This window comes from Frigoriflavimonas asaccharolytica (assembly GCF_013294015.1).
GTDB classification, from domain to species: domain Bacteria; phylum Bacteroidota; class Bacteroidia; order Flavobacteriales; family Weeksellaceae; genus Frigoriflavimonas; species Frigoriflavimonas asaccharolytica.
This window is the reverse complement of record NZ_JABSNO010000007.1, coordinates 127,667-150,355: the sequence shown is the minus strand read 5'-3', so window position 1 is coordinate 150,355 and position 22,689 is coordinate 127,667. Positions and strand designations below refer to the sequence as shown.

Annotated in this window: 20 protein-coding genes; 5 read left to right on the top strand and 15 right to left on the bottom strand. The window is 33.1% G+C overall.

All coding sequences use genetic code 11. From position 1 onward, the window contains the following. Positions 1-3: 3 nt before the first annotated feature. Positions 4-990, top strand: coding sequence for a methylmalonyl Co-A mutase-associated GTPase MeaB (gene meaB / locus HNQ03_RS06665; protein WP_173778897.1), 987 nt, complete (start codon positions 4-6; stop codon positions 988-990). Here meaB and HNQ03_RS06660 read toward each other — a convergent pair. After that, the gene (locus HNQ03_RS06660; RefSeq protein WP_173778896.1) at positions 983-1,522 is read right to left on the bottom strand and encodes a DUF4251 domain-containing protein; all 540 of its coding nucleotides are present in this window, start codon (positions 1,520-1,522) and stop codon (positions 983-985) included. The two genes, meaB and HNQ03_RS06660, sit on opposite strands and share 8 nt — an antisense overlap. A 110-nt stretch (positions 1,523-1,632) precedes the next feature. On the opposite strand from HNQ03_RS06660, the gene HNQ03_RS06655 reads away from it, so the two are divergent. Next, entirely contained in the window at positions 1,633-2,439 is an 807-nt protein-coding gene (locus HNQ03_RS06655) for a M48 family metallopeptidase (RefSeq protein WP_173778895.1), read from the top strand. 85 nt (positions 2,440-2,524) lie between these two features. Continuing rightward, positions 2,525-2,866: a hypothetical protein gene (locus HNQ03_RS06650; RefSeq protein WP_226927448.1), complete on the top strand. Its 342-nt coding sequence runs from the start codon at positions 2,525-2,527 to the stop codon at positions 2,864-2,866. A gap of 39 nt (positions 2,867-2,905) precedes the next feature. On the opposite strand, the gene HNQ03_RS06645 is transcribed toward HNQ03_RS06650, so the two are convergent. Genes HNQ03_RS06645 through pgi form a run of 6 tightly spaced genes read right to left on the bottom strand, consistent with a single transcriptional unit; the run spans position 2,906 to position 9,065 of the window. Beyond that, positions 2,906-3,682 (bottom strand): ABC transporter ATP-binding protein, encoded by a 777-nt coding sequence (locus HNQ03_RS06645; RefSeq protein WP_173778894.1) that lies wholly within the window; start codon positions 3,680-3,682, stop codon positions 2,906-2,908. Continuing rightward, on the bottom strand, positions 3,682-4,434 hold the full coding sequence (locus HNQ03_RS06640; protein ID WP_173778893.1) for an MlaE family ABC transporter permease: 753 nt from the start codon (positions 4,432-4,434) through the stop codon (positions 3,682-3,684). The genes HNQ03_RS06645 and HNQ03_RS06640 overlap by 1 nt, the downstream gene beginning before the upstream one ends. A gap of 39 nt (positions 4,435-4,473) precedes the next feature. After that, positions 4,474-5,850: an exopolysaccharide biosynthesis polyprenyl glycosylphosphotransferase gene (locus HNQ03_RS06635; RefSeq protein WP_173778892.1), complete on the bottom strand. Its 1,377-nt coding sequence runs from the start codon at positions 5,848-5,850 to the stop codon at positions 4,474-4,476. A gap of 41 nt (positions 5,851-5,891) precedes the next feature. Continuing rightward, the gene (locus HNQ03_RS06630) at positions 5,892-6,482 is read right to left on the bottom strand and encodes a 7-carboxy-7-deazaguanine synthase QueE (RefSeq protein WP_173778913.1); all 591 of its coding nucleotides are present in this window, start codon (positions 6,480-6,482) and stop codon (positions 5,892-5,894) included. 36 nt (positions 6,483-6,518) lie between these two features. Then, on the bottom strand, positions 6,519-7,403 hold the full coding sequence (locus HNQ03_RS06625) for a bifunctional 5,10-methylenetetrahydrofolate dehydrogenase/5,10-methenyltetrahydrofolate cyclohydrolase (RefSeq protein ID WP_173778891.1): 885 nt from the start codon (positions 7,401-7,403) through the stop codon (positions 6,519-6,521). Positions 7,404-7,424: 21 nt separating this feature from the next. Continuing rightward, on the bottom strand, positions 7,425-9,065 hold the full coding sequence (gene pgi / locus HNQ03_RS06620) for a glucose-6-phosphate isomerase (protein WP_173778890.1): 1,641 nt from the start codon (positions 9,063-9,065) through the stop codon (positions 7,425-7,427). A 183-nt stretch (positions 9,066-9,248) separates the two neighbouring features. Between pgi and HNQ03_RS06615 the strand changes: the two genes are divergently transcribed. Continuing rightward, positions 9,249-9,680: a nucleoside deaminase gene (locus HNQ03_RS06615; protein ID WP_173778889.1), complete on the top strand. Its 432-nt coding sequence runs from the start codon at positions 9,249-9,251 to the stop codon at positions 9,678-9,680. Here the strand turns inward: HNQ03_RS06615 and HNQ03_RS06610 are convergent, their stop codons facing one another. The 8 genes from HNQ03_RS06610 to HNQ03_RS06575 form a co-directional block, all read right to left on the bottom strand. Then, positions 9,681-10,634, bottom strand: coding sequence for a hypothetical protein (locus tag HNQ03_RS06610; RefSeq protein ID WP_173778888.1), 954 nt, complete (start codon positions 10,632-10,634; stop codon positions 9,681-9,683). A 3-nt stretch (positions 10,635-10,637) separates the two neighbouring features. After that, positions 10,638-11,393 (bottom strand): Rossmann-fold NAD(P)-binding domain-containing protein, encoded by a 756-nt coding sequence (locus tag HNQ03_RS06605; protein ID WP_173778887.1) that lies wholly within the window; start codon positions 11,391-11,393, stop codon positions 10,638-10,640. Positions 11,394-11,569: 176 nt separating this feature from the next. Next, a complete protein-coding gene (locus HNQ03_RS06600) occupies positions 11,570-12,331 on the bottom strand; it encodes a type III pantothenate kinase (protein WP_173778886.1) in 762 nt (253 codons plus the stop codon). A 201-nt stretch (positions 12,332-12,532) separates the two neighbouring features. After that, a complete protein-coding gene (locus HNQ03_RS06595) occupies positions 12,533-12,961 on the bottom strand; it encodes a hypothetical protein (protein WP_173778885.1) in 429 nt (142 codons plus the stop codon). 208 nt (positions 12,962-13,169) lie between these two features. Further along, positions 13,170-15,017, bottom strand: coding sequence for a M1 family metallopeptidase (locus HNQ03_RS06590; RefSeq protein WP_173778884.1), 1,848 nt, complete (start codon positions 15,015-15,017; stop codon positions 13,170-13,172). Between the two features lie 121 nt (positions 15,018-15,138). Then, positions 15,139-16,812, bottom strand: a complete 1,674-nt coding sequence (locus HNQ03_RS06585) for a DUF6909 family protein (RefSeq protein ID WP_173778883.1) — start codon at positions 16,810-16,812, stop codon at positions 15,139-15,141. A gap of 95 nt (positions 16,813-16,907) precedes the next feature. Next, a complete protein-coding gene (locus tag HNQ03_RS06580; RefSeq protein ID WP_173778882.1) occupies positions 16,908-17,564 on the bottom strand; it encodes a porin family protein in 657 nt (218 codons plus the stop codon). A gap of 201 nt (positions 17,565-17,765) precedes the next feature. After that, positions 17,766-20,228, bottom strand: a complete 2,463-nt coding sequence (locus HNQ03_RS06575) for a toxin-antitoxin system YwqK family antitoxin (RefSeq protein WP_173778881.1) — start codon at positions 20,226-20,228, stop codon at positions 17,766-17,768. A gap of 206 nt (positions 20,229-20,434) precedes the next feature. On the opposite strand from HNQ03_RS06575, the gene HNQ03_RS06570 reads away from it, so the two are divergent. Further along, complete coding sequence (locus HNQ03_RS06570; protein WP_173778880.1) at positions 20,435-22,630, top strand: glutamine synthetase III family protein; 2,196 nt, start codon at positions 20,435-20,437, stop codon at positions 22,628-22,630. Positions 22,631-22,689 lie beyond the last annotated feature (59 nt).

The following is a 22,689-nucleotide window of genomic DNA, read 5'->3' as shown; positions in this document are numbered from 1 at the left end:
TCAATGAAACTTTCTAAAGAAATATTAATAAACGGCATAAAAGCAAGCGACAAACGTTTGCTCGCAAAAGCCATTACTTTGGTTGAAAGCAAAAAAGCAGAACATAGAATTTTGGCAGAAGAAGTTTTGAAACAGATCATGCCTTTCACAGGAAACTCGATTCGGGTTGGAATTACGGGAGTTCCAGGTGCGGGGAAATCTACCTTCATAGAAAACTTCGGAAAGTTGGCGATTTCTCTGGGTAAAAAAGTGGCTGTTCTTGCCATAGATCCGAGTTCTACGCTGAATAAAGGCAGCATTTTGGGAGATAAAACCCGGATGGAAGATCTTGCTAGAGAAGAAAACGCATTTATTCGACCAAGTCCAACCTCTGGATTTTTAGGTGGAATTGCCAATACTACTTTTGAAACTATTTTGCTTTGTGAAGCTGCAGGTTACGATTTAATTTTAATAGAAACCGTAGGAGTTGGGCAAAGTGAAGTCTTGGTGCATGATATTTCTGATGTTTTCTTATTTTTAAAAATAATTGGCGGCGGAGATGAATTGCAAGGCATAAAACGTGGCATCATGGAAATGGTTGATCTTATTTTCATCAATAAAGTAGATGAAACCAATTTGCAAAAAGCTAAACAAACCAAAGTAGAATTGAAAAGAGCTTTGCATTTTTTACCAGAAAAAGAAATAGGTTGGAAAGTGCCAATTTCCCTAGGTTCAGCATTGAATAATGTTGGATTGGATGAGGTTTATTTAGAAATAGAAAATTACATCAACCTTACAAAAAGTAGCGGATCCTTTGATAAAAAAAGAAAAAATCAGGCAGAAAAAAGATTTGATTTTTGGGTGCAGCAATATATTTTAGAAAAAACTAAAACGGATTCTAGCATGCAGGAATTGTATGATTTAAACAAAAAAAATGCTTCAGAATTGAAAGCGAATCCAAGTTCTGAAGCAAAGAATTTTGTAGAAAATTTAATGAAAAAAACTATTTAGAAGTTGCTTCTTCTTTTAAGTCCTCATTTTTCATTATGTATCCAATGAAAGACATTGGCTGTCTATCGTTTGAGCTGATAGAGACGTACGTTTTCCCATTTGTATTAATTTCCAAATAAATTTTATTCACATATTCTGCATCTTTTGGAGAGATGGTAAGTATTTGTTGACCTTTTTTGCCCGCTTTTTTTTCAATAGTATACTCTTTGCTCGTAAATACGAAACCTCCATTTTCTCTGTTTCTAGCGTTGTAGGTTCTACCAAAAAAAGGAAGATTTACTTTCATTTCTTTATTGTGAAATACGATACCGGAGCCATAATCTAGATTTTGTATTCTGTTTGTAGCGCTACCTGGTAGAGAGTTCATAATATTTAAAACATCAGCATTGTCAATATTTGCTTTTTCTGCCATGAAGGTGAATTCTTCTTGCTCTATAATTTTATTTAGCAAACCATTTTCTATGTATGTTTGGGAAGTGCAACTATTGGCAATAAAAAAAACTGCAAACAGTGCAAAGATTATATTTTTCATTTTTTTATAATTTTGTTATATGTTGATTGCAAATTTAATGCTAAACAATTCATGAAATAGCGTTTGGAATAATAATTGTGTAAATTGCATTATAAAAATATACTATAGAAATGAAAATATCTGGAATTTTAGGAGTTGGTGCAATTTCTTTGGCATTTATTGCTTGTACCACAAATCCTATCACGGGAAGAAAAAGTATCCAATTTGCAAACTCTTCGGAGATCGCAACAATGGCTGCGCAGGAATATAAAACTACACTTGCTGCTGCAAAGGTGGTGAAAGGCACATCACAAGCTAATCTTGTGAATAGTGTTGGCGTAAAAATTAAAAACGCTGCAAATGCTTACTATGCGAGTATTGGAAGAGAACAAGATTTGGCAAATTACAATTGGGAATTTAATTTAATTCAAGAAGATCAATTGAATGCATGGTGTATGCCTGGTGGAAAAGTAGCGGTTTATACAGGGATATTGCCAGTAACGAAAGATGAAACTGGATTAGCTGTAGTAATGGGACATGAAGTTTCTCACGCGCTTGCTGGACATGGGAATGAAAGAATTTCGCAAGGTATGATTGCACAAGGATTGGGACAAGTAGCTGGTGCATCAATTTCTAATGGACAAATGAATGCTATATTTCAACAAGTTTATCCTATTGGTACTCAAGTTACTCTTTTGTCTTATGGTAGAAAACAAGAACTAGAGGCCGATCAAATGGGACTTTATCTGATGGCAATGGCAGGATATGACCCTCAACAATCTATCCCTTTTTGGAATAGGATGGAAGCTGCAAGTAGCGGAGCGCAAAAACAGCCAGAGTTTCTTTCTACTCACCCAGGACCAGGAAATAGAATTGCAGAATTAAACAAAAATATGCCAAAAGCTATGCAATATTACAATGCCGCTCGTGGGAAATAAAAGTTTTTTTCAATAAAAATATAAAACCTTCTTAAAATTTCTGTAAATTTGGGAAGGTTTTTTAATTAAATACACTAAAAAGAAGATGAAGAATTTAACTTTTGTAGGCATTATTTTATTGGCAATAGCATTTTTGCTATACTATCTTTCTAATAATTTTAAGTTTATAGATTTATTTGAGCCTACCACTTTAATGGGAATTCTTGCTGGAATTGGCATTGGTTTAATTATTGGTGGCATCGTAGGATATGCAAGCAAAGGTGCATCTATAAGGGAAGCGCAACAGCGCAAAGACTACAGACAACTACAATTAGAAAAAACAGAATTGGAAAAACAAGCTGCAGAATTAGCAAAACAACAGCAAAACATTTCTGTAGAAGACCTTAAAACTCCAAGCCAAGATTTCAATAATCAAAGAAATTTTTAAATTAAATTTGCTTTAATTTTAAGGATAATTATTTGGTAATTAAATCGAACTTTTATCAGCTTTCAATAAATATTCTCGCAATTCTTTAAATAATTCTGAAGAGTAAACGAAATCTATCAAATTTTTATTTCCAGCCCGCATTACGGTGTTTTTATCACCTTCCCATTCTTTCAGTCCATCTTTTAAGTATAGTATTTTCTGTCCAATCGTCATCACAGAATTCATATCATGTGTATTTACGATGGTTGTGGTTTTGTACTGCTCTGTAATTTCCATCAATAGATCATCAATTACATTGGAGGTATAAGGATCTAGACCAGAATTGGGTTCATCACAAAAAAGATATTTCGGATTATTGACTATTGCTCTACCAATGGCAACCCTTTTTTGCATACCACCAGAAATTTCTGCAGGCAATTTTTTTGTGGCTCCATCTAATTTTACACTTCCCATTACTTCAAATGCACGGCGTTTTTTTTCTCGATAGGTAAGATTTGTAAACATATCCAATGGAAAAGTGATGTTTTCTTCAACGGTAAGAGAATCAAACAAAGCTCCACCTTGAAAAATAGTGCCAATCTCTGAGCGAAGTTCTTGCTTTTCGTCTCTGCTCATTTGCATAATGTCTCTTCCATCAAACAAAATATGGCCGCTTGTTGGCTCATATACATTGAGCAAAGATTTAAGAAAAACCGTTTTTCCAGAGCCAGATTGTCCTATTACCAGATTCACTTTTCCACTATCAAAAGTTGTAGAAATACCTTTCAAAACTTTCGTTCCGTCGAATTCTTTTTTTAAGTCTTGTACTTCTATCATTAGCTTAATACGAGTTGAGTGATTAATAATTCTGAAAGAATGATGAAAACCATCGTCCAAACTACAGCTTGTGTACTTGCTCTACCTACTTCTAAAGATCCACCAGAAACAGTATAGCCAAAATATGCTGGTACTGTTGCAATAATAAAGGCAAATACCAATGTTTTTATTAAGGCATAATAATAAAAAAGTGGTGGCATATACATTCTGATTCCAGTTGTAAAATCTGCAGTAGTCCAGTTTCCAGTTGCCATTCCTGCCATATAGCCACCGCCAATTCCTACAACGATGCTTAATGCAATTAATAGAGGATTGAAAATTACCGTTGCTATTATTTTTGGTAGGATAAGGAAGTTTGCAGAGTTCACACCCATAATATCTAATGCATCTATTTGCTCAGATACGCGCATTGTTCCCATACTAGAAGCTATATAAGAGCCTACTTTTCCTGCTAGAATTAAACTAATAATGGTAGGGGAGAATTCCAAAATTAAAACCGCTTTGGAAGCGTATCCAACAAAAGATGTTGGGATAGGGAAATCTGATGCACTAAAATTATTGTACATCTGTATGGAGGTGACTGCTCCTACAAATATGGAGGTAAAGACTACCAATCCGAAAGAATTGATGCCCAAATCACTCACTTCTCTCATAAAAAGTTTCCAAAAAACGGAGGCTTTTTGTGGAGCTCTCATAGATTTTCCCATGAGAAGAAAATATTCTCCAAAAGCGTTTAGAAAAGTTTTAATCATTTTGCTAATTTAATGTTTTAATTTGATAAAAATATGTGGCTACCTTGCTTTTTTATCCCCTTTTATAAATAGGAATGTTGTTTTCACAACGATTACGAAATCCAATACTAAACTCCAATTCTTTACGTAAAAAATGTCTGCTAGGATTCTTTTTTTCATCTCTATACTCATATCTCCCATATCTCCCCTCAATCCGCTTACTTGTGCAAGTCCTGTAATTCCTGGTTTCACGAGGCTTCTGACCGTATATCTACCAATTTTTGCTTTATAATATTTATCTACCAATAGCATATGCGGTCTTGGACCAACTACAGACATTTGTCCCAAAAGCACATTGATGAATTGCGGCATCTCGTCTAAGCTAGATCTCCTCAAAAAATTTCCTATTTTGGTAATTCTTACATCATTGATCTGGGTGGTTTGTGTAGCATTTTCTTCATTTTCAAACATTGTTCGGAATTTGATGCAGCTAAAAACTTCATCATGATAACCAAATCTTAGTTGCCGGAAAAATATTGCTCCCTTGCTATCTATTTTTATTAAAATTGCAATGATAGGGAAGAGCCAAGAGCAAATTAAAACCAAGATTATTAATGAAAATAAGATGTCAAATATTCTTTTTAATAAATAATTTGTAAAGAAATCTAGCGGAAATTTTGCAGGAGTTAAGATGGGTTGTGTTTCTATATAATTTAATTCGTATTCGAAAAAATTATTATTTACGATATGTGGAATGAGCACAATTCTCACCTTATTTACTTCTGCAGCGGAATGTATTTTTCCTTCTAATTCTTTATTAATATTGCTATTATCTACGGGGAAATAGAGTGTGTGTATCTGCTCTTCTTTCCAAAATGCTACTAGTTTTTCTACCTCTAAATCTTGATTTCCAAATTCTTTAATACGAAATCCATAGTCTTTTCTTTCCTGCATTATATTTTCAAGAATTTCCCGACTATCTGTTTTTTGGCCCAGAAACATAATGTTTCTAAAGTTAATTCCTCTACTTCTTAAATATTTAACGGCAAAAAATATGGATGATTTTAAAAGCAGCAATAAAATGAAAAGACTAATCGCGAGCCAAAACCTTTCGCTTTTCAAAAATGGATTATTGCTTACTTTTCCTAAAAGTATGATGCCAAAAAGAAAGATAAGCATATGAGAAACAAATCGTTCCAGATACAAAGTATAGGTTAAATTCCTTGGTATGGTGTATAATTTTGTTCTACCACTCAATAAAATCCAAAATAATGTAAGCAATACTATAGAAAGTGCATTTTGCTCCCAAAGATCAGTATTTAGTTGTAAATCTCTATTTCTTTCAATAAAAAAAAAGACAAATACCAGCGAAATCACGATGATATCTAATAAGATAACACCAATTTTCAAATATCTGGAATACCGAAGTCTTTGCATTAAAGTCTAATAAAAAATAAATGTAGCGAAAATCCGCTCGATTATGGAATATTTAAATATTTATGCGTTTGCACAGAAGCATTCCATTGCGGATTTGCTAAAATATAATCTGTTATTTTTGGGTACATATCTTCCCTTTTGCTCCATTCACTTTGTAAATAAAGCTTGCAATTTTCACCAGTTTTTGCGGCTTGCTCTTCAGCAAATTGAAAATCATTATTATTAAAAATAATCATCTTTAGTTCGTGCGCTTTTGTATAAATTTCTGGTTTTGGAAGTCCAGTTTTTTTGGGTGAAAGCGTAATCCAATCTAAAATTCCACTCATGGCATATGCGCCGGAAGTTTCTATATGTATCTGGCAGCCAAGCTCTTTTAGTTTGTTTGTTAAAATTTCTAGATTCCATATCAATGGTTCTCCACCAGTTAATACAATTGTTTTACAGAAACTTGCCGCAATTATTGCAACCTCTTCTGCATCTAAAAGTGGATGAAGTTTTGGGTCCCAACTTTCTTTTACATCACACCAATGGCAACCAACATCACAACCACCCAATCTTATAAAATAAGCTGCTTTTCCGGTGTGTGCTCCTTCTCCTTGTATAGTGTAAAAATGCTCCATTACAGGGAGCATTTTTCCTTCTTTTAATAATATTTCTTCGTCCAATTTTTAATTTTTTATACCAGAATTGTTATAGGCTAATATTGTGTTCTTCAGAAGCATAGCGCGCGTCATTGGTCCTACACCACCAGGAACAGGTGTGATCCAACTTGCTTTTTTCTCGCAGCTTTCATAGTCTACATCTCCAGCTAAATAATATCCTTTCTTGCTGTCATTTTCTACTCTTGTAATTCCTACATCTACAATTACAGCACCATCTTTTATCATTTCAGCTTTCAAAAAGTGTGGATTTCCCAATGCAGTAATCACAATATCCGCGTTTTTAGTAAATTCTTCAATGTCTGTTGTATAACTGTGTGTTAATGTAACTGTAGAATTTCCAGGATTGCCCTTTCTTCCCATTAATATACTCATAGGTTTTCCTACAATTCTACTTCTTCCAATGATTACACAGTTTTTCCCTTCCGTAGTTATATTGTATCTTTCTAATAATGTGATTATTCCAAAAGGTGTTGCTGGCAAAAAAGTTTCCATTTCCAAAGCCATTTTCCCAAAATTTTCTGGGTGAAAACCATCAACATCTTTTTTAGGGTTGATAGCCATAATAATTTTTTCCTGATCCATTTCCTTTGGTAATGGCAACTGCACGATGAAACCATCTATTTCAGGGTTTTCATTCAGTTCTTTTATTTTATCTAAAAGTTCTTCTTCCGAAATATCACTGGCAAATTTAAACAAAGAAGATTGAAAGCCAATTTCTGCGCAATCTTTCACTTTGCTATTTACATAAGCTTTGCTTGCACCATTTTCGCCAACAAGAATTGCAGCGAGATGAGGTGCTCTATTACCAGATGCAGTTATTTTTGCTACTTCTATCTTTATTTCTTGTTTTATTTCTTTGGAAATTTTTAATCCATCTAAAATTTGAGCCATAATATTTTCTTTTTGGAAATTTTATTTAAAATTTTTGTAGTAATTAATCAAACCATTTGTAGAACTATCATGTGAGTTTGTTTCTTGATTATCAGATAATTCGGGAAGTATTTTGCTGGCAAGTACTTTGCCTAATTCTACCCCGTATTGATCAAAACTAAAAACGTTCCATATGATACCTTGCACAAAAATCTTGTGTTCATATAACGCTATTAATTGTCCTAAAGTATCTGGAGACAATTCTTTGAATAAAATAGAATTCGTAGGTGAATCTCCAGTGAATATTTTGAAAGGTGCTAAATTATTAATTTTATCATCTTCTAAACCAGAATTTTTTAATTCATCTTTTACCTCATTTTCAGTTTTTCCGAAAGCCAAAGCTTCTGTTTGTGCAAAGAAGTTTGCCAATAATTTATCTTGATGATCAGAAACCTGATTATTAGATTTTGCATAAGCGATAAAATCTGCTGGTATCAATTCCGTTCCTTGATGAATAAGTTGATAAAATGCGTGTTGCCCGTTTGTTCCGGCTTCACCCCAAATTATTGGTCCTGTTTCATAATTTACAAACTCTCCATTTCTATCGATGCTTTTTCCGTTGCTTTCCATATCTCCTTGCTGAAGATACGCCGGAAAACGTTCCAAATATTGCGAGTAGGGAAGAATGGCATAGGAAGCGGAATCATAAAAATTACGGTACCAAACGCCTAAAACTCCCATCACAACTGGAATATTATCTTTCAATTCTGATGTCTGAAAATGGATGTCGGTTTTCTCTGCGCCTTTTAATAATTCAATAAAATTTTCATAGCCTACAGCTAAAACAATACTCAAACCAATAGCGCTCCACAAGGAATATCTACCTCCAACCCAATCCCAAAATTCGAAAATGTTTTCTTCTGCTATTCCAAATTTTTTCACAGAATCTATGTTGGTAGAAAGTGCTACAAAATGTTTTGCAACATCTTCTTCTTTTCCAGATTTTAGAAACCAATCTTTTGCAGTTGCAGCGTTGGTCATGGTTTCTTGTGTAGTAAAAGTTTTGGAAGCAATGATGAAAAGCGTCGTCTCTGGATTCAGATTTTTCACTTTTTCTACAAAATCATTTCCATCTACATTGGATACGAAATGAACATTTAGTCTCGTTTTGTAGTGCATCAAGGCTTTACAAACCATCACAGGACCAAGATCAGAACCTCCAATTCCGATATTTACAACATCGGTTATTTCTTTGCCGCTGAAACCCTTGTGCTTTCCAGAAATTATATTTTCTGAAAAAGTTTTCATTTGCTGAAGAACTTTTTTTATCCCAGGTTTTATATTCTCCCCATCTACCAAAATTTCCTTATCAGAAAAATCTCGAAGTGCAGTATGCAAAACGGCTCTGTTTTCGGTTTCGTTGATGATCTCTCCAGAAAACATCGCTTTTATTGCCTCTTCAACTTTTGTTTCTTTTGCCAAATCAATCAGCAATTCTATTGTTTTAGAATTTGCTAAATTTTTAGAGTAATCAAATAAGTAATCAGAATTTACTATAGAAAACTCTTCAAATCTTTTTTCATTATACTTAAACAAGGTATTCAATTCAAAATCGTTTTGCTCAAAATGGGCTTCAAGATTTTGCCAAGCAATGGTGTTTTCGGGGTTTATATTTGGAAGCATAATTTTTCATTTAGTTAACAATTGATGCAAAAATTCAATTAAAATATAAAGGAAAATAGCACCGTGCAAATTTAAGTAAAATAAAGGCGAAATCCGTGGTTTAAAAGAGTTCCTTTTTTGGTAATTAAAATCTATTATTTTTTATTTAATTAAAATTATCTTTGTGTTTAAAATCAATTCCTAATGTTTACAGACGAATATTTCATGAAATTGGCTTTGCAAGAAGCTCAAGAAGCCTTTGAAAAAGATGAAATTCCTGTGGGTTGTATTGTTGTTTGTAAGGATAGAATTGTTGCGAAATCTCATAATCTTACAGAAACTTTAAATGATGTAACTGCGCATGCAGAAATGCAAGCCATCACTTCTGCTGCCAATTTTTTAGGTGGTAAATATTTGATAGATTGCACTTTATATGTAACATTAGAACCTTGCGTCATGTGTGCAGGAGCTCTTAATTGGTCTCAAATATCTAGAGTTGTGATTGGTGCGAGAGATGAACAGCGCGGGTTTATCAACAAAAATTTAGCGCTTCACCCTAAAAATGAAATTGCGACAGGAATTTTGGAGAACGAGTGTTCTGCAATTTTAAAAGAGTTTTTTTTAAATAAAAGGTAATTATTTTCCGTAGCAAGTATATTGCAATAGATTCTTTTTGGAAGATAATTTTGAGGGGATTACCTTCGAGAAAGATAGATTTTTGTAGAGGTAAAGTGTGTTCGTATCATCATATTTATCCTCAAAATCGTCCGGGCTTTTGGCGGTATAAATTTGCGTTTTGCTATCAAAATTATAATTATTTTTATACAAAGATCGGTGACCTTCCATTCCTTCATTATCTTCCAAAAGATTCAGAAATCTATTTTCAGCATTGATGATTAATTCATTTTTCGCATAATATTTTTTTTGCTGATTGATGTATTTCTTGATTTCTAGAGCTTCACTTGGTTCTATTTCGCCTCTTTCAGAAGATTTTTTGCCAAAATCGATAGTCAATTTATTTTTTTCGATTTTGCCGGTAAACTTGGCCAACATTCTAGAATTTTCATTGTAAGAAATGATAAATTCATTATTGTTTTCTAAATTTATTTGATACGCTTTTTTGTTTTCAACATTATTTTCCGAGGTAAAATTTGATAGAAATAACGCTTTTACGTTTTCGTCAAATACCTTTACAATTGGTTGATCCAAGCAATTTGCATCTTCATTTAAAATAGGTTGCAAAGCATCTGACGAAAAGCCAATGTAAGAATTTTCGTTAATGTCTAGATTCAGAAAAATTATTTTCGAGCCTTTCAATGCTTCATTTCTTCTACCAAAAACTTCAAATTTTTCTTTCGGTGCATTTGGAATAAATGTGATGTCTTGATGATCATTTTCTTCCCAAGTTCCTGATATTAAAGTGCCAAAAGTGAGCATTGCAAATTGGTGATCTTCAAATAAGAACCAGTTGTAACCACCATCATCCGGATTTCCTGAAGATATTTTGTAAAATCCGGCTGATTTTGATTGTGCTGTAAGATTTAAACCAAAAATAGAAATTGCGAAAAACAATAAAAATGAACTTTTCATTTTTTAAAATTCTACTGGGTTTGGTTTCAGGAAAGTGTACTGTAATTCTTTTTCTAATAAATTCCCGAGAACAATTCTTCCATCTTGTGAATTTTCAATTTCTGAACTTATATTCGCGGTTTGGTAATCTAAAACCTGCTGTTTTGTAGGATGAAGTGGCGCAACTACATTGTATAATTTGCCATTAGTTTTGTTTTTTATTAAATGGTCTACAATTTCTGCAATATCTTCATAATGAATATGATTCACAATATCATCGGGTTTTGGAAGAGCTTTGTTTTCAAAATATTTGGAGAATTTTCTTTCATCGCCCATCAATCCACCAAAACGTAAAATGTTGATTTGCGGAAAAGCATTTTTGTAAAAATTTTCTGCTGCGGAAATGTTTTTATTTAAATTTTCCGTGCTTTCTTCTGTGTAAATTCCATCTTCATGAGGATAAACGCCAACCGAACTAAAGAAAATTATTTGTCCTTTAAAATCTCCTAAAAATTCTTGTGCATTTTCAGCCATTTCTTCCGAAAATCGCTTTTTTGATACTGGCAAGCTTAATATTACAAGGTCTAGATTTCTAAAAAGTTCTGCAGTTTTTAAGTCAAAACCAGTTTGAAAATCTATCTGATAGGTTTCCAATCCCAAGCTTTTGAGATGAGCTGTATTTTCATCTGATCTTGTGGTTACGAATATTTCATTTTCTTTTTCTAGTTTTTGGGCTACTCTGGTTCCTAACCAACCGCAACCGATAATTCCTATTTTCATTTTTAAACAATTTTTTTAACACATAAGTTTTTTTAGGTGTACGCGTTAAAGTTAAACATAAGGGGAACATTAGTTTTGAAAATCGAAGATTTTCAAATATTCGTTTATTAAATTTTCTTTTGATTTTCTAAATATGCACTGAAATCTTTTGTCTCTTTTGCGGTTAAAAACCTTTTTTAGTTTGTTTCTTTCCCTAAATAATACAATCCTTTCAACGTGTGCAATCGATCTGCAATGTGTATTTTATCCGTCAAAGGTTTGTAAACGTGGGAAACTCCACCTGTTGCAATTACGAAACAGTCGTCTTTTACCTCATCGTTTATTCTATCTATAAAACCTTCTACCATTCCCAAATATCCGTAAACCATGCCACTTTGCATACAGGTTTCCGTATCTAAACCGAGCACAGATTTTGGTTTTTTTAGTTCAATTTCTGGCAATTGTGCCGTATCTTGGATCAAAGAATTGAGAGAAGTGATAATTCCTGGTGCGATGATGACGCCCAAAGTTTCGCCGTCTTCTGCAACACAACTTGCGGTGAGTGCTGTGCCAAAATCGAAAATTATTTTCTTTCTTTTTGGGTAAAGATGATGTGCAGCCACCAAATTGGCGTAGATATCTGTTCCCATTTGGTTAGATTTTGGCGAGACAGCAGATTTGGTTTCTCTACTAACCAAAACGGGCATTTGTCCGTGGATTTTCCGAATTGCGCTAGAAACATCACGCGTTAGTTGTGGAACTACAGATCCGATGATTACTTTTTCGATGCTTGTAGCTTCTAATTTATGTGTTTGGTACATCATGCTGAATTGCATTTGCAACTCGTCGCTTGTGCGGTATGGTTTTGTGTTGATGATCCAGGAAATTTCGCAATTATCTTCATTAAATAATCCAAAACGAATGTTGGTATTTCCTATATTGATGACGATGGATTTCATAGATGAATTTTATTCTGCCGTAAATGTAGGGAATTTAGGGAAGATGGGGGTTTCAATTGATTAAAACTTCCGAAGATCAAAATATGCTTGTTTGTAATAAAACGGTTTCCCATTTTTTTTTATCATTATGCGTGAACTAAAATAACTTTTAGTTTTGAATTAAGAATAGACTTTTAATTTACGATTTGTATTTTTCTTATTTTAAAAGATCGTCGAAGGGTCAAATCCAGCTGCCTTTATTGCTGGTGCTAATTCGTCTGCTAAAAATTCTTTCTCTTCAGTATCCAATTCGTCCCAAGGAAGTTCATCTACTATATTTGAAACTTCTTTATATTTCGGTTCCGAATCTTCATTTGCACTGTAAATTTTTTCAAGTTTATCGAGGAAATCATTTGTAGCTTTTCTGAGTTTTAGAATTATAGATTGTTCAGAAGGGTTTAGTCCACGAGCTGCCCAATTCTTGGGATCAACGAAAGTATTGGATGTTCTTATTTTTTCTACAGTAATTTTAAAATTCTTTTGGTTCATAACAGTTAATAATGTTTCTTTTTTTGTTTCATATTTCCGCTTTTCCTCATTGCAAGAACTAAAAATCAAAAATAATAGAATTATGGTAAATGTTGACTTCATTATAATTAATTACTTGCGATTGAAATTTAGATATTCTCTTAGTTAAAACTAATTAAAAACAAAAATTTTTTAAATTTATACAAAGAAATTATTTGTTGTCTACACAACCATAAATACGAGGAACGAAGCAATCTTGACACGTTTTTTACTTCATGTCGAGATTGCTTCGTTCCTCGCAATGACTCACGTTTAAATTGATTTTAATTAATTACTTATTCTCAAAAAAATTATTCTCCGCATTCACATCTGCTAATCTTTGGGAAACATCTATGCCACCAGCTATTATTTGATCTTTAGAAAATGGTACGGTAAACGTGTATTCTTTCTGCGTCCATGGCCAATATTCCAGTGTTTTGAAATCTCCATACGCATCCGTTTTTTTCCAAGTTCTAGTCATATTCATAGGGATTTGGAAATTTGTAATTTTCTGATCTTTGGTAATGATACTAAAATCTATCGGCATTGGTATATCGCCAATTTTTTCTAAAGTGATGGTTGTAGAAGTTGCATTGTATTTCACATCTTTTACGGCGTAATCAATCGTTTTCGTGGTATTGATCCAATAATGATGAAACCATTTGAGATCTATACCAGAAATTTCTTGTGCAATGTGGATGAAATCTCTATCTGTTGGGTGTTTTAGATGCCATTGATTGTAAAATTCCTTCATTATTTTGTTTAAAGTTGGTGCTCCTACAATATAATTTAGTTGAATTAAAAACGTATTTCCTTTCGTGTAAGATGCTACAGAATATGCCGAACCATTGTCGTGATGATCTCCCAACCAACCTGCTGGTTCTTCTTTCCCAGTTTTATTAAATTTAATGTAGCCTTGCACGCTTTGATAGAATGGATTTGGAATCGCGTTTTCTGGCGGGAAAAGCTCATTCATTATTTGATCATCATAATAGCTGGTGAAACCTTCGTCCATCCATGGTCGCATACTTTCATTATACGCCATCATTTGCTGATTCCAAGAATGTCCACCTTCGTGCACCATCAAACCAACCAAACCTTCTAAACTGCGTGCTTCGCCCAAAATCATGGTGCACATTCCGTATTCCATACCGCCATCTCCGCCTTGTATAAAGGAATAGGTAGGATAAACATAGTTTCCAAAATTGGAATTCATGTATTGATAAAAGCGGGAAATGTAAGGTTTTGCTTCTTCCCAATATTTTGTTTTTTCAGATTTTTGATAAACGAAATATACTTTTGGTCCATTTTCAACTTGAAAATTTTCTACGGTGTAATCTTTATCTGCTGCCCAAGCAAAATCCAACATATTTTTTGCGGTCCAATGCCAAGTTGCTTTTTTGTTTTTGTCTGCTTTTATTTTTGAATTTGCATCGTAACCTTTTACTTCTGTAGGATTTTCTAAAACTCCACCAGCACCGATGATATAATCTTTGTCGATATTAATTTTTACATCAAAATCTGCAAAAGGAGCGTGAAATTCTCTACCGATGTAATCAAAAGTTGCCCAACCATCATAATCGTATTCTGCTATTTTTGGGTACCATTGTGTTACCGTCATATCAATACCTTCGCGATTATTACTACCACTTCTTCGAATTTGCATAGGAATTTTTGCATCCCATTCCATTTCAAAATTTGTGGTAGAATTTGCTTTGATGTTGTCGGCAAGATAAACTTTCATAATGGTTTCTTGAATTTCAAACTTCAAGGTTTTGCCGTTTTGTTTGATCCAATGAATATTCTGCGCACCTTCTTTGTCTTTTGGAATACTTGCTAAACGAGAAATACCATCTTTTTGCAAACGGGAATCTCCATTTGTCCCTTGGTTTGTTACTCTTTGATCCATCATAGAACCAGGTTTGAAAGCATTCCAATACAAATGAAAGTAGACGACATTCAATTCATCTGGGGAATTGTTTGTGTATTTTAAGTTTTGTTTTCCGTTGTAAGTCAGGGCTTTTGCATCTACATCGATATTCATTTTGTAGGAAGCAGCTTGTTGGTAGTACGGACCTTTTTGCGCGGAAATAAAATTTGCACAAATTGCAAAGGTGAGGATGAAAATATTTCTGATCATTGATTTTAAATTTTAAAAAGGAAAGATAGGAAAATTCTTTGTGATTGAAAAAATTGTGCAGAAATCAAAAAAAATCCAATGAAATGAATCATTGGATTTTTGAATATATTTTAAAAAAAATTTATTTCCCAGAACTCTCCAAAATCTTCTCTAAAATTTTCAAAGTGATTAAATAAGTAGGTTTCACTCCTGTTAATCCTAAACCTCCAGAAGATAAAGTAGATCCCGTTTTCAAAGGATTATCGGAAGCGTAATAAGCGTACATTACAAACAAATCTTCGGAAATATGCTTTCTAATTTTGCTTGCAACTTGTATCGCTTTTTGGTAATGTGCTCCTTCCATTTCCAAACCGATGGCTTTCCAAGAAGTCGTCATAAAGTATTGTAGAATGTCTTTATTTTGCAGAGATGTTCCCAAAACGGTAATCATTCCGCCTTCGAAGGCTTTTAATTCATCGTCTATAAAATCTTCTAATTTCAATGCGTTTTCAAACACGTAATTGTCTGCAGTTCCTTCAAAAATATGGGAAGTTGGGATCATAATATCGCCTTTTTCGCCTGCAAGAATTCCCGCTTTCCCCATGATGGAAATAGATTTCACCTTCATGGTATATACTTCTTCATTTACATTGTATGGGCGAAGAAGTTCGTCCATTATTTCATAGGCTTGCTCGCCAAAAGCATAATCAAATACTAAAATCACATCGTCTCCAGAAAACTGAGTGCCTTCAAACGGTGTATTTTTAAAATCTATTTTACTTAAATCTATGATTTGCACATCTATATTACTTCCACTTTTATCATTAATATAGATCAAACCTTGTTGCAAAGAATATTCTAAAATCTGATCTTGCAGTGTTTTTGTATCACTAATTTCTGCGTACAATTGGTAATCTGCATCTTGCGTATTTTTCTTTTTTAAAGCTTGGTTGGCAAAAAGCATATTTTTCACAGAATGCATATTTGCAGAAATTATATGAAGCGGACGATTGCCCAATTCATTTTCTACCAAAACTTCTTTCACTTTTTGTGCCCACTTTTCGCCAAAATAATGATGGCCAACTCTTTCTCTCAAAATCGCAGAGAAGTGAATTTCTCTTTCACGAATTTCTTTGTGGTCCAACATAGAATTTTGACCTAAAAAATAAATGATTTTAAAGAAACGATCTGGGTTTTCATCGGAACCAAAAGCATTGTAGGCAACCAAAGTTTCATCAAAAGTTCTGCCCAAAAGCGACGAAAGATGGATTAATGCTACTTCTTTTTCCTTTCTGCTAAAAGATTTTTCGCCAATGGCAACCTCTTCTATTATTTTCCAGGTGCGTTTTGGTCGGCAATCGTCTTCCATCAAAAATCCAAGATTTCTAATTTTATCGGCTTCTATATATAAAAAGGTAAGGTGAGTAAGAATATCGTAAATTTCTGAACGACCTAATAGAACTTCAATATTCATCTGGTGTTCGTCTATTCTATAGCAATCTCTTCTTCTTTTTTTCGGAATAATGGCTTCAAAACTGGCTTTATCAAATCCTTCATCGGAGGTAAGATGCACGAATGCAGTTTCCTCAATTCCTTCTGGCAAACGATCTAGAACATACATCAAGCCATCTAGTTCTATTTTATTGGGCACACTCATGCTACCATAGATTTCTGGGTTGATGTTCATCAATAAAGTCCTCAACGAACTACCAGAAACTCCTGCAGGTTTGAAAAAGCCACGATAGAAGAGATGTCTCATCGTTACATATAATCTTTCTATTGCTTCCGTTGTTTCCCTTGCTCTTGAATATACCATGAATTAAATTTTTGCAAAGATACGAAATGACCTTCAAAATTTTTAAATAAAAAACCGCCTTTTTGCAAAGACGGTTAAGAAAAAAAGTAAAATTTTTATTGAAAAGTATATCCTAAACCAAGTGAGAATACAGAATTTTTTGCTTGTGTATTTGCTTTATCTATATCTGTAAATCCGATTGAATATCTTGCATTAAAGCTTAAACCTGTAGGCAGTTTATAACCAGCACCTATCACACCAGAGAAATCGGCAGTTTTTAATAAGCTTTTTATATCTGTAGTTGTAGAAGTGATATTTGTAACTGTGGGAGTGAAATTTCTGTCGTCTATCGTCATTTCGTTTTTAGATTTTGCCCCTACTAAAAACCCAACCTGTGGCCCCATTTCTCCATAGAAGCCATTTCCAAATTCATATTGTACTACAATTGGTACGTTTACGTAGTCTAATTGTATATCATTTTCTAATTTCAAATCCATCAAGGGTAGAAAATTGGGAGTGTTCGTAGTCCATTTCGTGCCTTGCATAGAGTAAAGTACTTCTGGTTGCACGCTGATTTTGTTGCTAATTGGTATATTTACAAATGCACCGCCATAAGCGCCAAACTTTGCATCGTTGCTGGTAACTCCAGATCCTGAAAGGTTTGCGAAATTGGCGCCAGCTTTCACGCCAAAATTTACTTCGTTGGTAGATTGTGCAGTTATAAAGTTGGCTGCTAATAAAGTTCCGATTGCTAACATTTTTAAAGTTTTCATAATAAAATTTCTTTGTGATTAATATTGGGACAAATGTAGACCAGATCAGGATCTATTTTCAAAGGATAATCACGCGATTTATTATAGAAAAACCCCTAAATAAAAATAGGAAAAACACCTTTTTTGTTTTAAAAACAAGCGCATTTCCTATTGTTTATCGGTAAAATTGAGTTGATGTATTTAGAAGTTTATAAAGGAAATTTAGTTGCGACCAAAAGCTTTTTTCAATTCGGTTTCAAGATTTTTGAAAGCAACATTATTGATGGTATTTATTAATTTACCATCTTCATATACTTGAATTTTGTATTTATTCCCAGGTAATTCTGTGATTAAAGTTCCGTCCGTTGGCTTGCCATATGGATCCAAACGAACTCCAGAAATAATATTGCCATCTATTTCGCCGGATTCCATTTTATCTAAAGTGATGATTTCCGAAAGATTATTAAATACATTTTGAGCAGTTTTAAATTCATCATTAATTAAAGAATAAGCGTGGTAAAAAAACTTGGAACCAGCATAATTGTCATGTTCACGAAATTTGATTTGTATTGTGTTGGAAATTAATTTTTCACCTTCGATTCTGTATGTTATGATACTTTCAACAAATTTTCCGGCCAGATTTTTATTCGTATTGTATGTTCTTTCATCCACAATATAATTGTCGGTATATAGTTTTACACTTAAATTATCTTCAGAAAAATCTAGTGTTATTTTGGCTTTCTTATTCTCTTGCAGATCATGCATTTCTATGCTATTTCCATTTAATTCAAAATGAATTCTATTAAAATAATTCATTGCAAAAAGATCCCAGTCAAAACTTTTCAATTCACCATTGGTTAGGTATTTAGAGATAAATTGCTTACTTCCTATGGTGTATTCTATACCATCATAGATTTTACCGTCTTTAAAAGTGGATTTTATATCATAATATTGATGTCTGTATTCATCCATATTTGAAAGATAATCATTGGAATATTGAAATTTCGGCTGTCCGTTTTCGTAGTAATTTACTTGCTTAAACTCTCTATTTTCATCGTTTTCAAAATAGCCAGAGAAAGGTTTTCCATTTTTAAAAATGCCTGTATAAAATTCTTGCGGATCTGCAACTATTGAAAAAGAATAATCTTGAATTTTTGCAATTTGATTGTTTTCATAGAATTTTTGTTTCACAATATTTTCATCGTTTAAAGCGTATCTATCTTGATAGATTTCTGAAACAATTTGTCCATTTTTAAAAATTGTACTGCTTTCTTCTTCAATCAAAGTTCCTTCCATTGGTTCATCATCTTTATAAACTAAAGTTGCAATTGGCTCTTCATCTTTATAAAAAGTGGTTATTCCATTCAATTTTTCATTTTGAATTGTATAAGTTTCTTTAAGATTTTCTATTCTATGACCAAATTTTTTCTGCAATCCCGTTTTCTTAGAATTTTCAACATTAATTAATTCTTCATCATTGTCTCTTCCTAATTTCACTACAAAAGTTCCATTGTAAGGTTCGTTGTTTTTATATACTCCTTTAGCAAATATTTTCCCATCTTCATTTTTCGCAATTGCTTCTCCTTCTTTTTTGCCGTTTTGGTAATTTAGATTTACCGTAAATTCTCCAATATTTTCATCGAAATTCCCTTCATAAGGATCGTTTTCTTTGTATATTCTTTTCGTTTTTATAGTACCATTTTCCGTGTAAATAATTTCATTCTCTTTCTGCCAATCTTTATAATGCGTTTCAGATAAAATTTTTCCTGATGGGAAATAAGCGGTGGATTTTCCAGTTATTTTTTCTTTAACATAAGGTGTTGTAGATTTTACTTCCTTTGCAAAATTATTTTGCTCAAAGTACTTATATTCAGTTCCGTTGATGATGGGGTTTCCATATTTTGTTAAATTATTTTCTGTGATATTTTGAATTAATTTTCCCGATTTATCGTAGTTTTTCTGTTGTATTAAATCTCTGCCGTAACTTTCGATACTATAGACTAATTCTTGGGCTAAAACTCTAGAATCTCTCCAGAATATTTTTTGAGAAATTGTTTTTAAAGTTTTATTTTCAGGTTTTTTTGTTGGTGTTTCTACACGAGAAGTATTTTCATTTTGCATCATTGGTCGCACAATAATGGCTTGAGCTTCCGTTGTATTTTCATTAGAATTATATTCTTCTTCGTCTCCTCTATTGTAATCATAATCTTCTGAAAAGAATTCGAAATCTCCACTTACGGGTTTTCCATTTTTATAAATTCCTTTCATTAAAACTTCTCCATTATTATCATAAACTGCTGTTTCACCATCTTTTAAACCATCTTTATAATGCACAGTTTTTCTTATTTTTCCATTGGCGTGATAGTATTCTAGCGTAGAATTTTTTGTTTTGTTGATGTATTGTCGAAAACTGGAGTTGTTTCCGTTTTCGTCGTAATAAGAAATATCGCCTACATATTTTTCTTCATTATTTTTAAAAGTATATCCTTCAAATTGTAGAGTTCCATTCATATAGAAATCTCTTATCAAAACCAATTCGCCTACTTCTTTCATTGGTATTGGTCTGTAAAAAGCCGCGTTTGCTTTGCTCGTTTTTTTCCAATCTTTATCAAAATAGATGGCATTATTCTGAGAAGAAACAACTTGAAATAATATAAGACTAAAAATTAAAATTAATTTATTCATAACAATGATAAAAATGTTTAAACAAAAATAACTTATTTAATAATTATAAATGATTTTGTAAAAACCATTAATATTGAAAATTACGGTAATTTTTAAGGGGTTGTTTGATTTAAAAATTAATATTTCTAAAAATATTACTAAAAAATGAGGGGTGTAGCTTAGATATTTAAAAAATTACTTTAAATTTGCAGAATAAATTAAAAAAAATGTCCACACTAAGATTTAAAGCTTTGGCAGAATTGCCATTTAGAGATTACAGAAGAGATAATGCGATTGAGGTTCCCGCAAAACTTTCAGAACTATATTGTTCCAATGTGTTTTCTGAAGATACGATGAAGCAATATCTTACCAAAGATGCTTTCACCTTTTTGTTGGATGCCATGAATAAAGGAAGTAAAATTCCTAGAAATATTGCAGATCAAGTTGCTGTTGCCATGAAAGATTGGGCAATGAGCAAAGGTGCAACGCATTATACGCATTGGTTTCAACCATTAACGGGTGCAACTGCAGAGAAGCACGATAGTTTTTTCACGCCATTAGAAGGTGGAAAAGCAATAGAAAGATTTGCTGGTGGAATGTTGATTCAACAAGAACCAGATGCATCTTCTTTCCCAAATGGTGGTATTAGAAATACCTTTGAAGCAAGAGGTTATACAGCGTGGGATCCTACTTCTCCTGCATTTATTATGGGAACAACTTTGTGCATACCATCTATTTTTATTTCTTATACTGGCGAAACTTTAGATTATAAAGCACCACTTTTGAGAGCGCTACATTCTATAGACGAAGCTGCTACTTCTGTGATGCAATATTTTGATAAAAGCATTACGAAAGTAACACCAACACTTGGGTGGGAACAAGAATATTTTTTGATAGATTCTGCATTATACAAATCTCGTCCAGATTTAGTTTTGACGGGGAAAACACTTTTAGGCCATTCTCCTGCGAAAGGACAACAATTAGACGATCATTATTTTGGTTCCATTCCTACAAGAGTGATGAACTATATGAAGGAAGTAGAAATTGAATGTATGAAATTGGGAATTCCCGTTACTACACGCCACAATGAAGTTGCGCCAAACCAATTTGAGCTTGCACCAATGTTTGAAGAAGCCAATGTTGCAGTAGATCACAATTCATTATTGATGGATATTATGGCGAGAATTGCGCATAAACATCATTTCAACGTTTTGTTTCACGAAAAACCTTTTGCAGGTGTAAACGGAAGTGGAAAACATAATAACTGGTCGCTTTCTACAGATAAAGGCGAAAATCTATTAAGCCCAGGAAAAAACCCGAAGAAAAATTTGCAATTTCTTACCTATTTTGTAAACACTATAAAAGCTGTTCACGATTATGCAGATATGCTGCGTGCAGCAATTGCATCTGCAAGTAATGACCATAGATTGGGAGCCAACGAAGCTCCACCAGCAATTATTTCCGTTTTCATCGGTTCGCAATTGTATAATGTATTGATGGAATTGGAAAAAGTAACCGAAGGAAAACTTTCTCCAGACGAAAAAACAGATCTTAAACTTAATGTAGTTGGTAAAATTCCAGAAATCCTTTTGGATAATACAGATAGAAACAGAACTTCACCGTTTGCATTTACAGGAAATAAATTTGAAATAAGAGCTGTTGGTTCTTCTGCAAATTGTGCAGAAACGATGATTGTGATGAATGCCATCGTTGCAAAACAACTGAAAGATTTTAAAGTTGAGGTAGAAGCTTTAATAGAAAGTGGCTTGAAAAAAGATGAAGCCATCTTCAATATTCTAAGAGAATACATCAAAGATTCTAAAAATATAATGTTTGAAGGTGATGGATATTCCGACGATTGGGCAAAAGAAGCAGAGAAACGCGGCTTGAATAATTTAAGAACGACGCCAGAAGCTTTGGCTTCAGAATTGGACCAGAAATTTGTAGATCTTTATGCAGATTTAGAAATTTTCACGCATAGAGAAGTGGAAGCTAGAAATGAAATTAAATTGGAAAAATACTCCACTGTGATTGATATTGAAGCCAGAGTTTTGGCAGATATCGCTAGAAATCACATCATTCCTTCTGCATTAAATTATCAAAACAGATTGATAGAAAATGTGAAAGGTTTGAAAGAAATTTTTCCAGATGATGAATTTAGAGTTTTGGCAAAAGAGCAAATGAGTTTGATTGCTAATATTTCTGGAAATGTTTCTACCATAAAATTAGGTGTAGAAAATCTTTTGGAAGCAAAAGGAAAAGCAAGAGATACCGCAGGAAGCCAAACGCAAGCAGAAGCGTATTGCAAAGATGTAATTCCGTTTTTCGAAACGATAAGAACTGCAGCAGATAATCTAGAAATGATGGTAGATGATGAGCTTTGGCCATTGACGAAATACAGAGAAATGCTTTTCACAAGATAAATACATTTTAAAATTTAATACTAAAACTCCTGATTTTATTAGGAGTTTTTTGTTTTTTA

What these genes read in the sequence shown, in the direction of transcription:
- HNQ03_RS06575 (WP_173778881.1), bottom strand. Translation starts at nt 20,228, where the DNA reads ATGAATAAATTAATTTTAATTTTTAGTCTTATATTATTTCAAGTTGTT.
- HNQ03_RS06595 (WP_173778885.1), bottom strand. Translation starts at nt 12,961, where the DNA reads ATGAAGTCAACATTTACCATAATTCTATTATTTTTGATTTTTAGTTCT.
- HNQ03_RS06600 (WP_173778886.1), bottom strand. Translation starts at nt 12,331, where the DNA reads ATGAAATCCATCGTCATCAATATAGGAAATACCAACATTCGTTTTGGA.
- HNQ03_RS06615 (WP_173778889.1), top strand. Translation starts at nt 9,249, where the DNA reads ATGTTTACAGACGAATATTTCATGAAATTGGCTTTGCAAGAAGCTCAA.
- HNQ03_RS06585 (WP_173778883.1), bottom strand. Translation starts at nt 16,812, where the DNA reads ATGGTATATTCAAGAGCAAGGGAAACAACGGAAGCAATAGAAAGATTA.
- HNQ03_RS06610 (WP_173778888.1), bottom strand. Translation starts at nt 10,634, where the DNA reads ATGAAAAGTTCATTTTTATTGTTTTTCGCAATTTCTATTTTTGGTTTA.
- HNQ03_RS06570 (WP_173778880.1), top strand. Translation starts at nt 20,435, where the DNA reads ATGTCCACACTAAGATTTAAAGCTTTGGCAGAATTGCCATTTAGAGAT.
- HNQ03_RS06590 (WP_173778884.1), bottom strand. Translation starts at nt 15,017, where the DNA reads ATGATCAGAAATATTTTCATCCTCACCTTTGCAATTTGTGCAAATTTT.
- HNQ03_RS06660 (WP_173778896.1), bottom strand. Translation starts at nt 1,522, where the DNA reads ATGAAAAATATAATCTTTGCACTGTTTGCAGTTTTTTTTATTGCCAAT.
- HNQ03_RS06580 (WP_173778882.1), bottom strand. Translation starts at nt 17,564, where the DNA reads ATGAAAACTTTAAAAATGTTAGCAATCGGAACTTTATTAGCAGCCAAC.
- HNQ03_RS06655 (WP_173778895.1), top strand. Translation starts at nt 1,633, where the DNA reads ATGAAAATATCTGGAATTTTAGGAGTTGGTGCAATTTCTTTGGCATTT.
- HNQ03_RS06645 (WP_173778894.1), bottom strand. Translation starts at nt 3,682, where the DNA reads ATGATAGAAGTACAAGACTTAAAAAAAGAATTCGACGGAACGAAAGTT.
- HNQ03_RS06625 (WP_173778891.1), bottom strand. Translation starts at nt 7,403, where the DNA reads ATGGCTCAAATTTTAGATGGATTAAAAATTTCCAAAGAAATAAAACAA.
- pgi (WP_173778890.1), bottom strand. Translation starts at nt 9,065, where the DNA reads ATGCTTCCAAATATAAACCCCGAAAACACCATTGCTTGGCAAAATCTT.
- meaB (WP_173778897.1), top strand. Translation starts at nt 4, where the DNA reads ATGAAACTTTCTAAAGAAATATTAATAAACGGCATAAAAGCAAGCGAC.
- HNQ03_RS06640 (WP_173778893.1), bottom strand. Translation starts at nt 4,434, where the DNA reads ATGATTAAAACTTTTCTAAACGCTTTTGGAGAATATTTTCTTCTCATG.
- HNQ03_RS06630 (WP_173778913.1), bottom strand. Translation starts at nt 6,482, where the DNA reads ATGCTCCCTGTAATGGAGCATTTTTACACTATACAAGGAGAAGGAGCA.
- HNQ03_RS06650 (WP_226927448.1), top strand. Translation starts at nt 2,525, where the DNA reads ATGAAGAATTTAACTTTTGTAGGCATTATTTTATTGGCAATAGCATTT.
- HNQ03_RS06635 (WP_173778892.1), bottom strand. Translation starts at nt 5,850, where the DNA reads ATGCAAAGACTTCGGTATTCCAGATATTTGAAAATTGGTGTTATCTTA.
- HNQ03_RS06605 (WP_173778887.1), bottom strand. Translation starts at nt 11,393, where the DNA reads ATGAAAATAGGAATTATCGGTTGCGGTTGGTTAGGAACCAGAGTAGCC.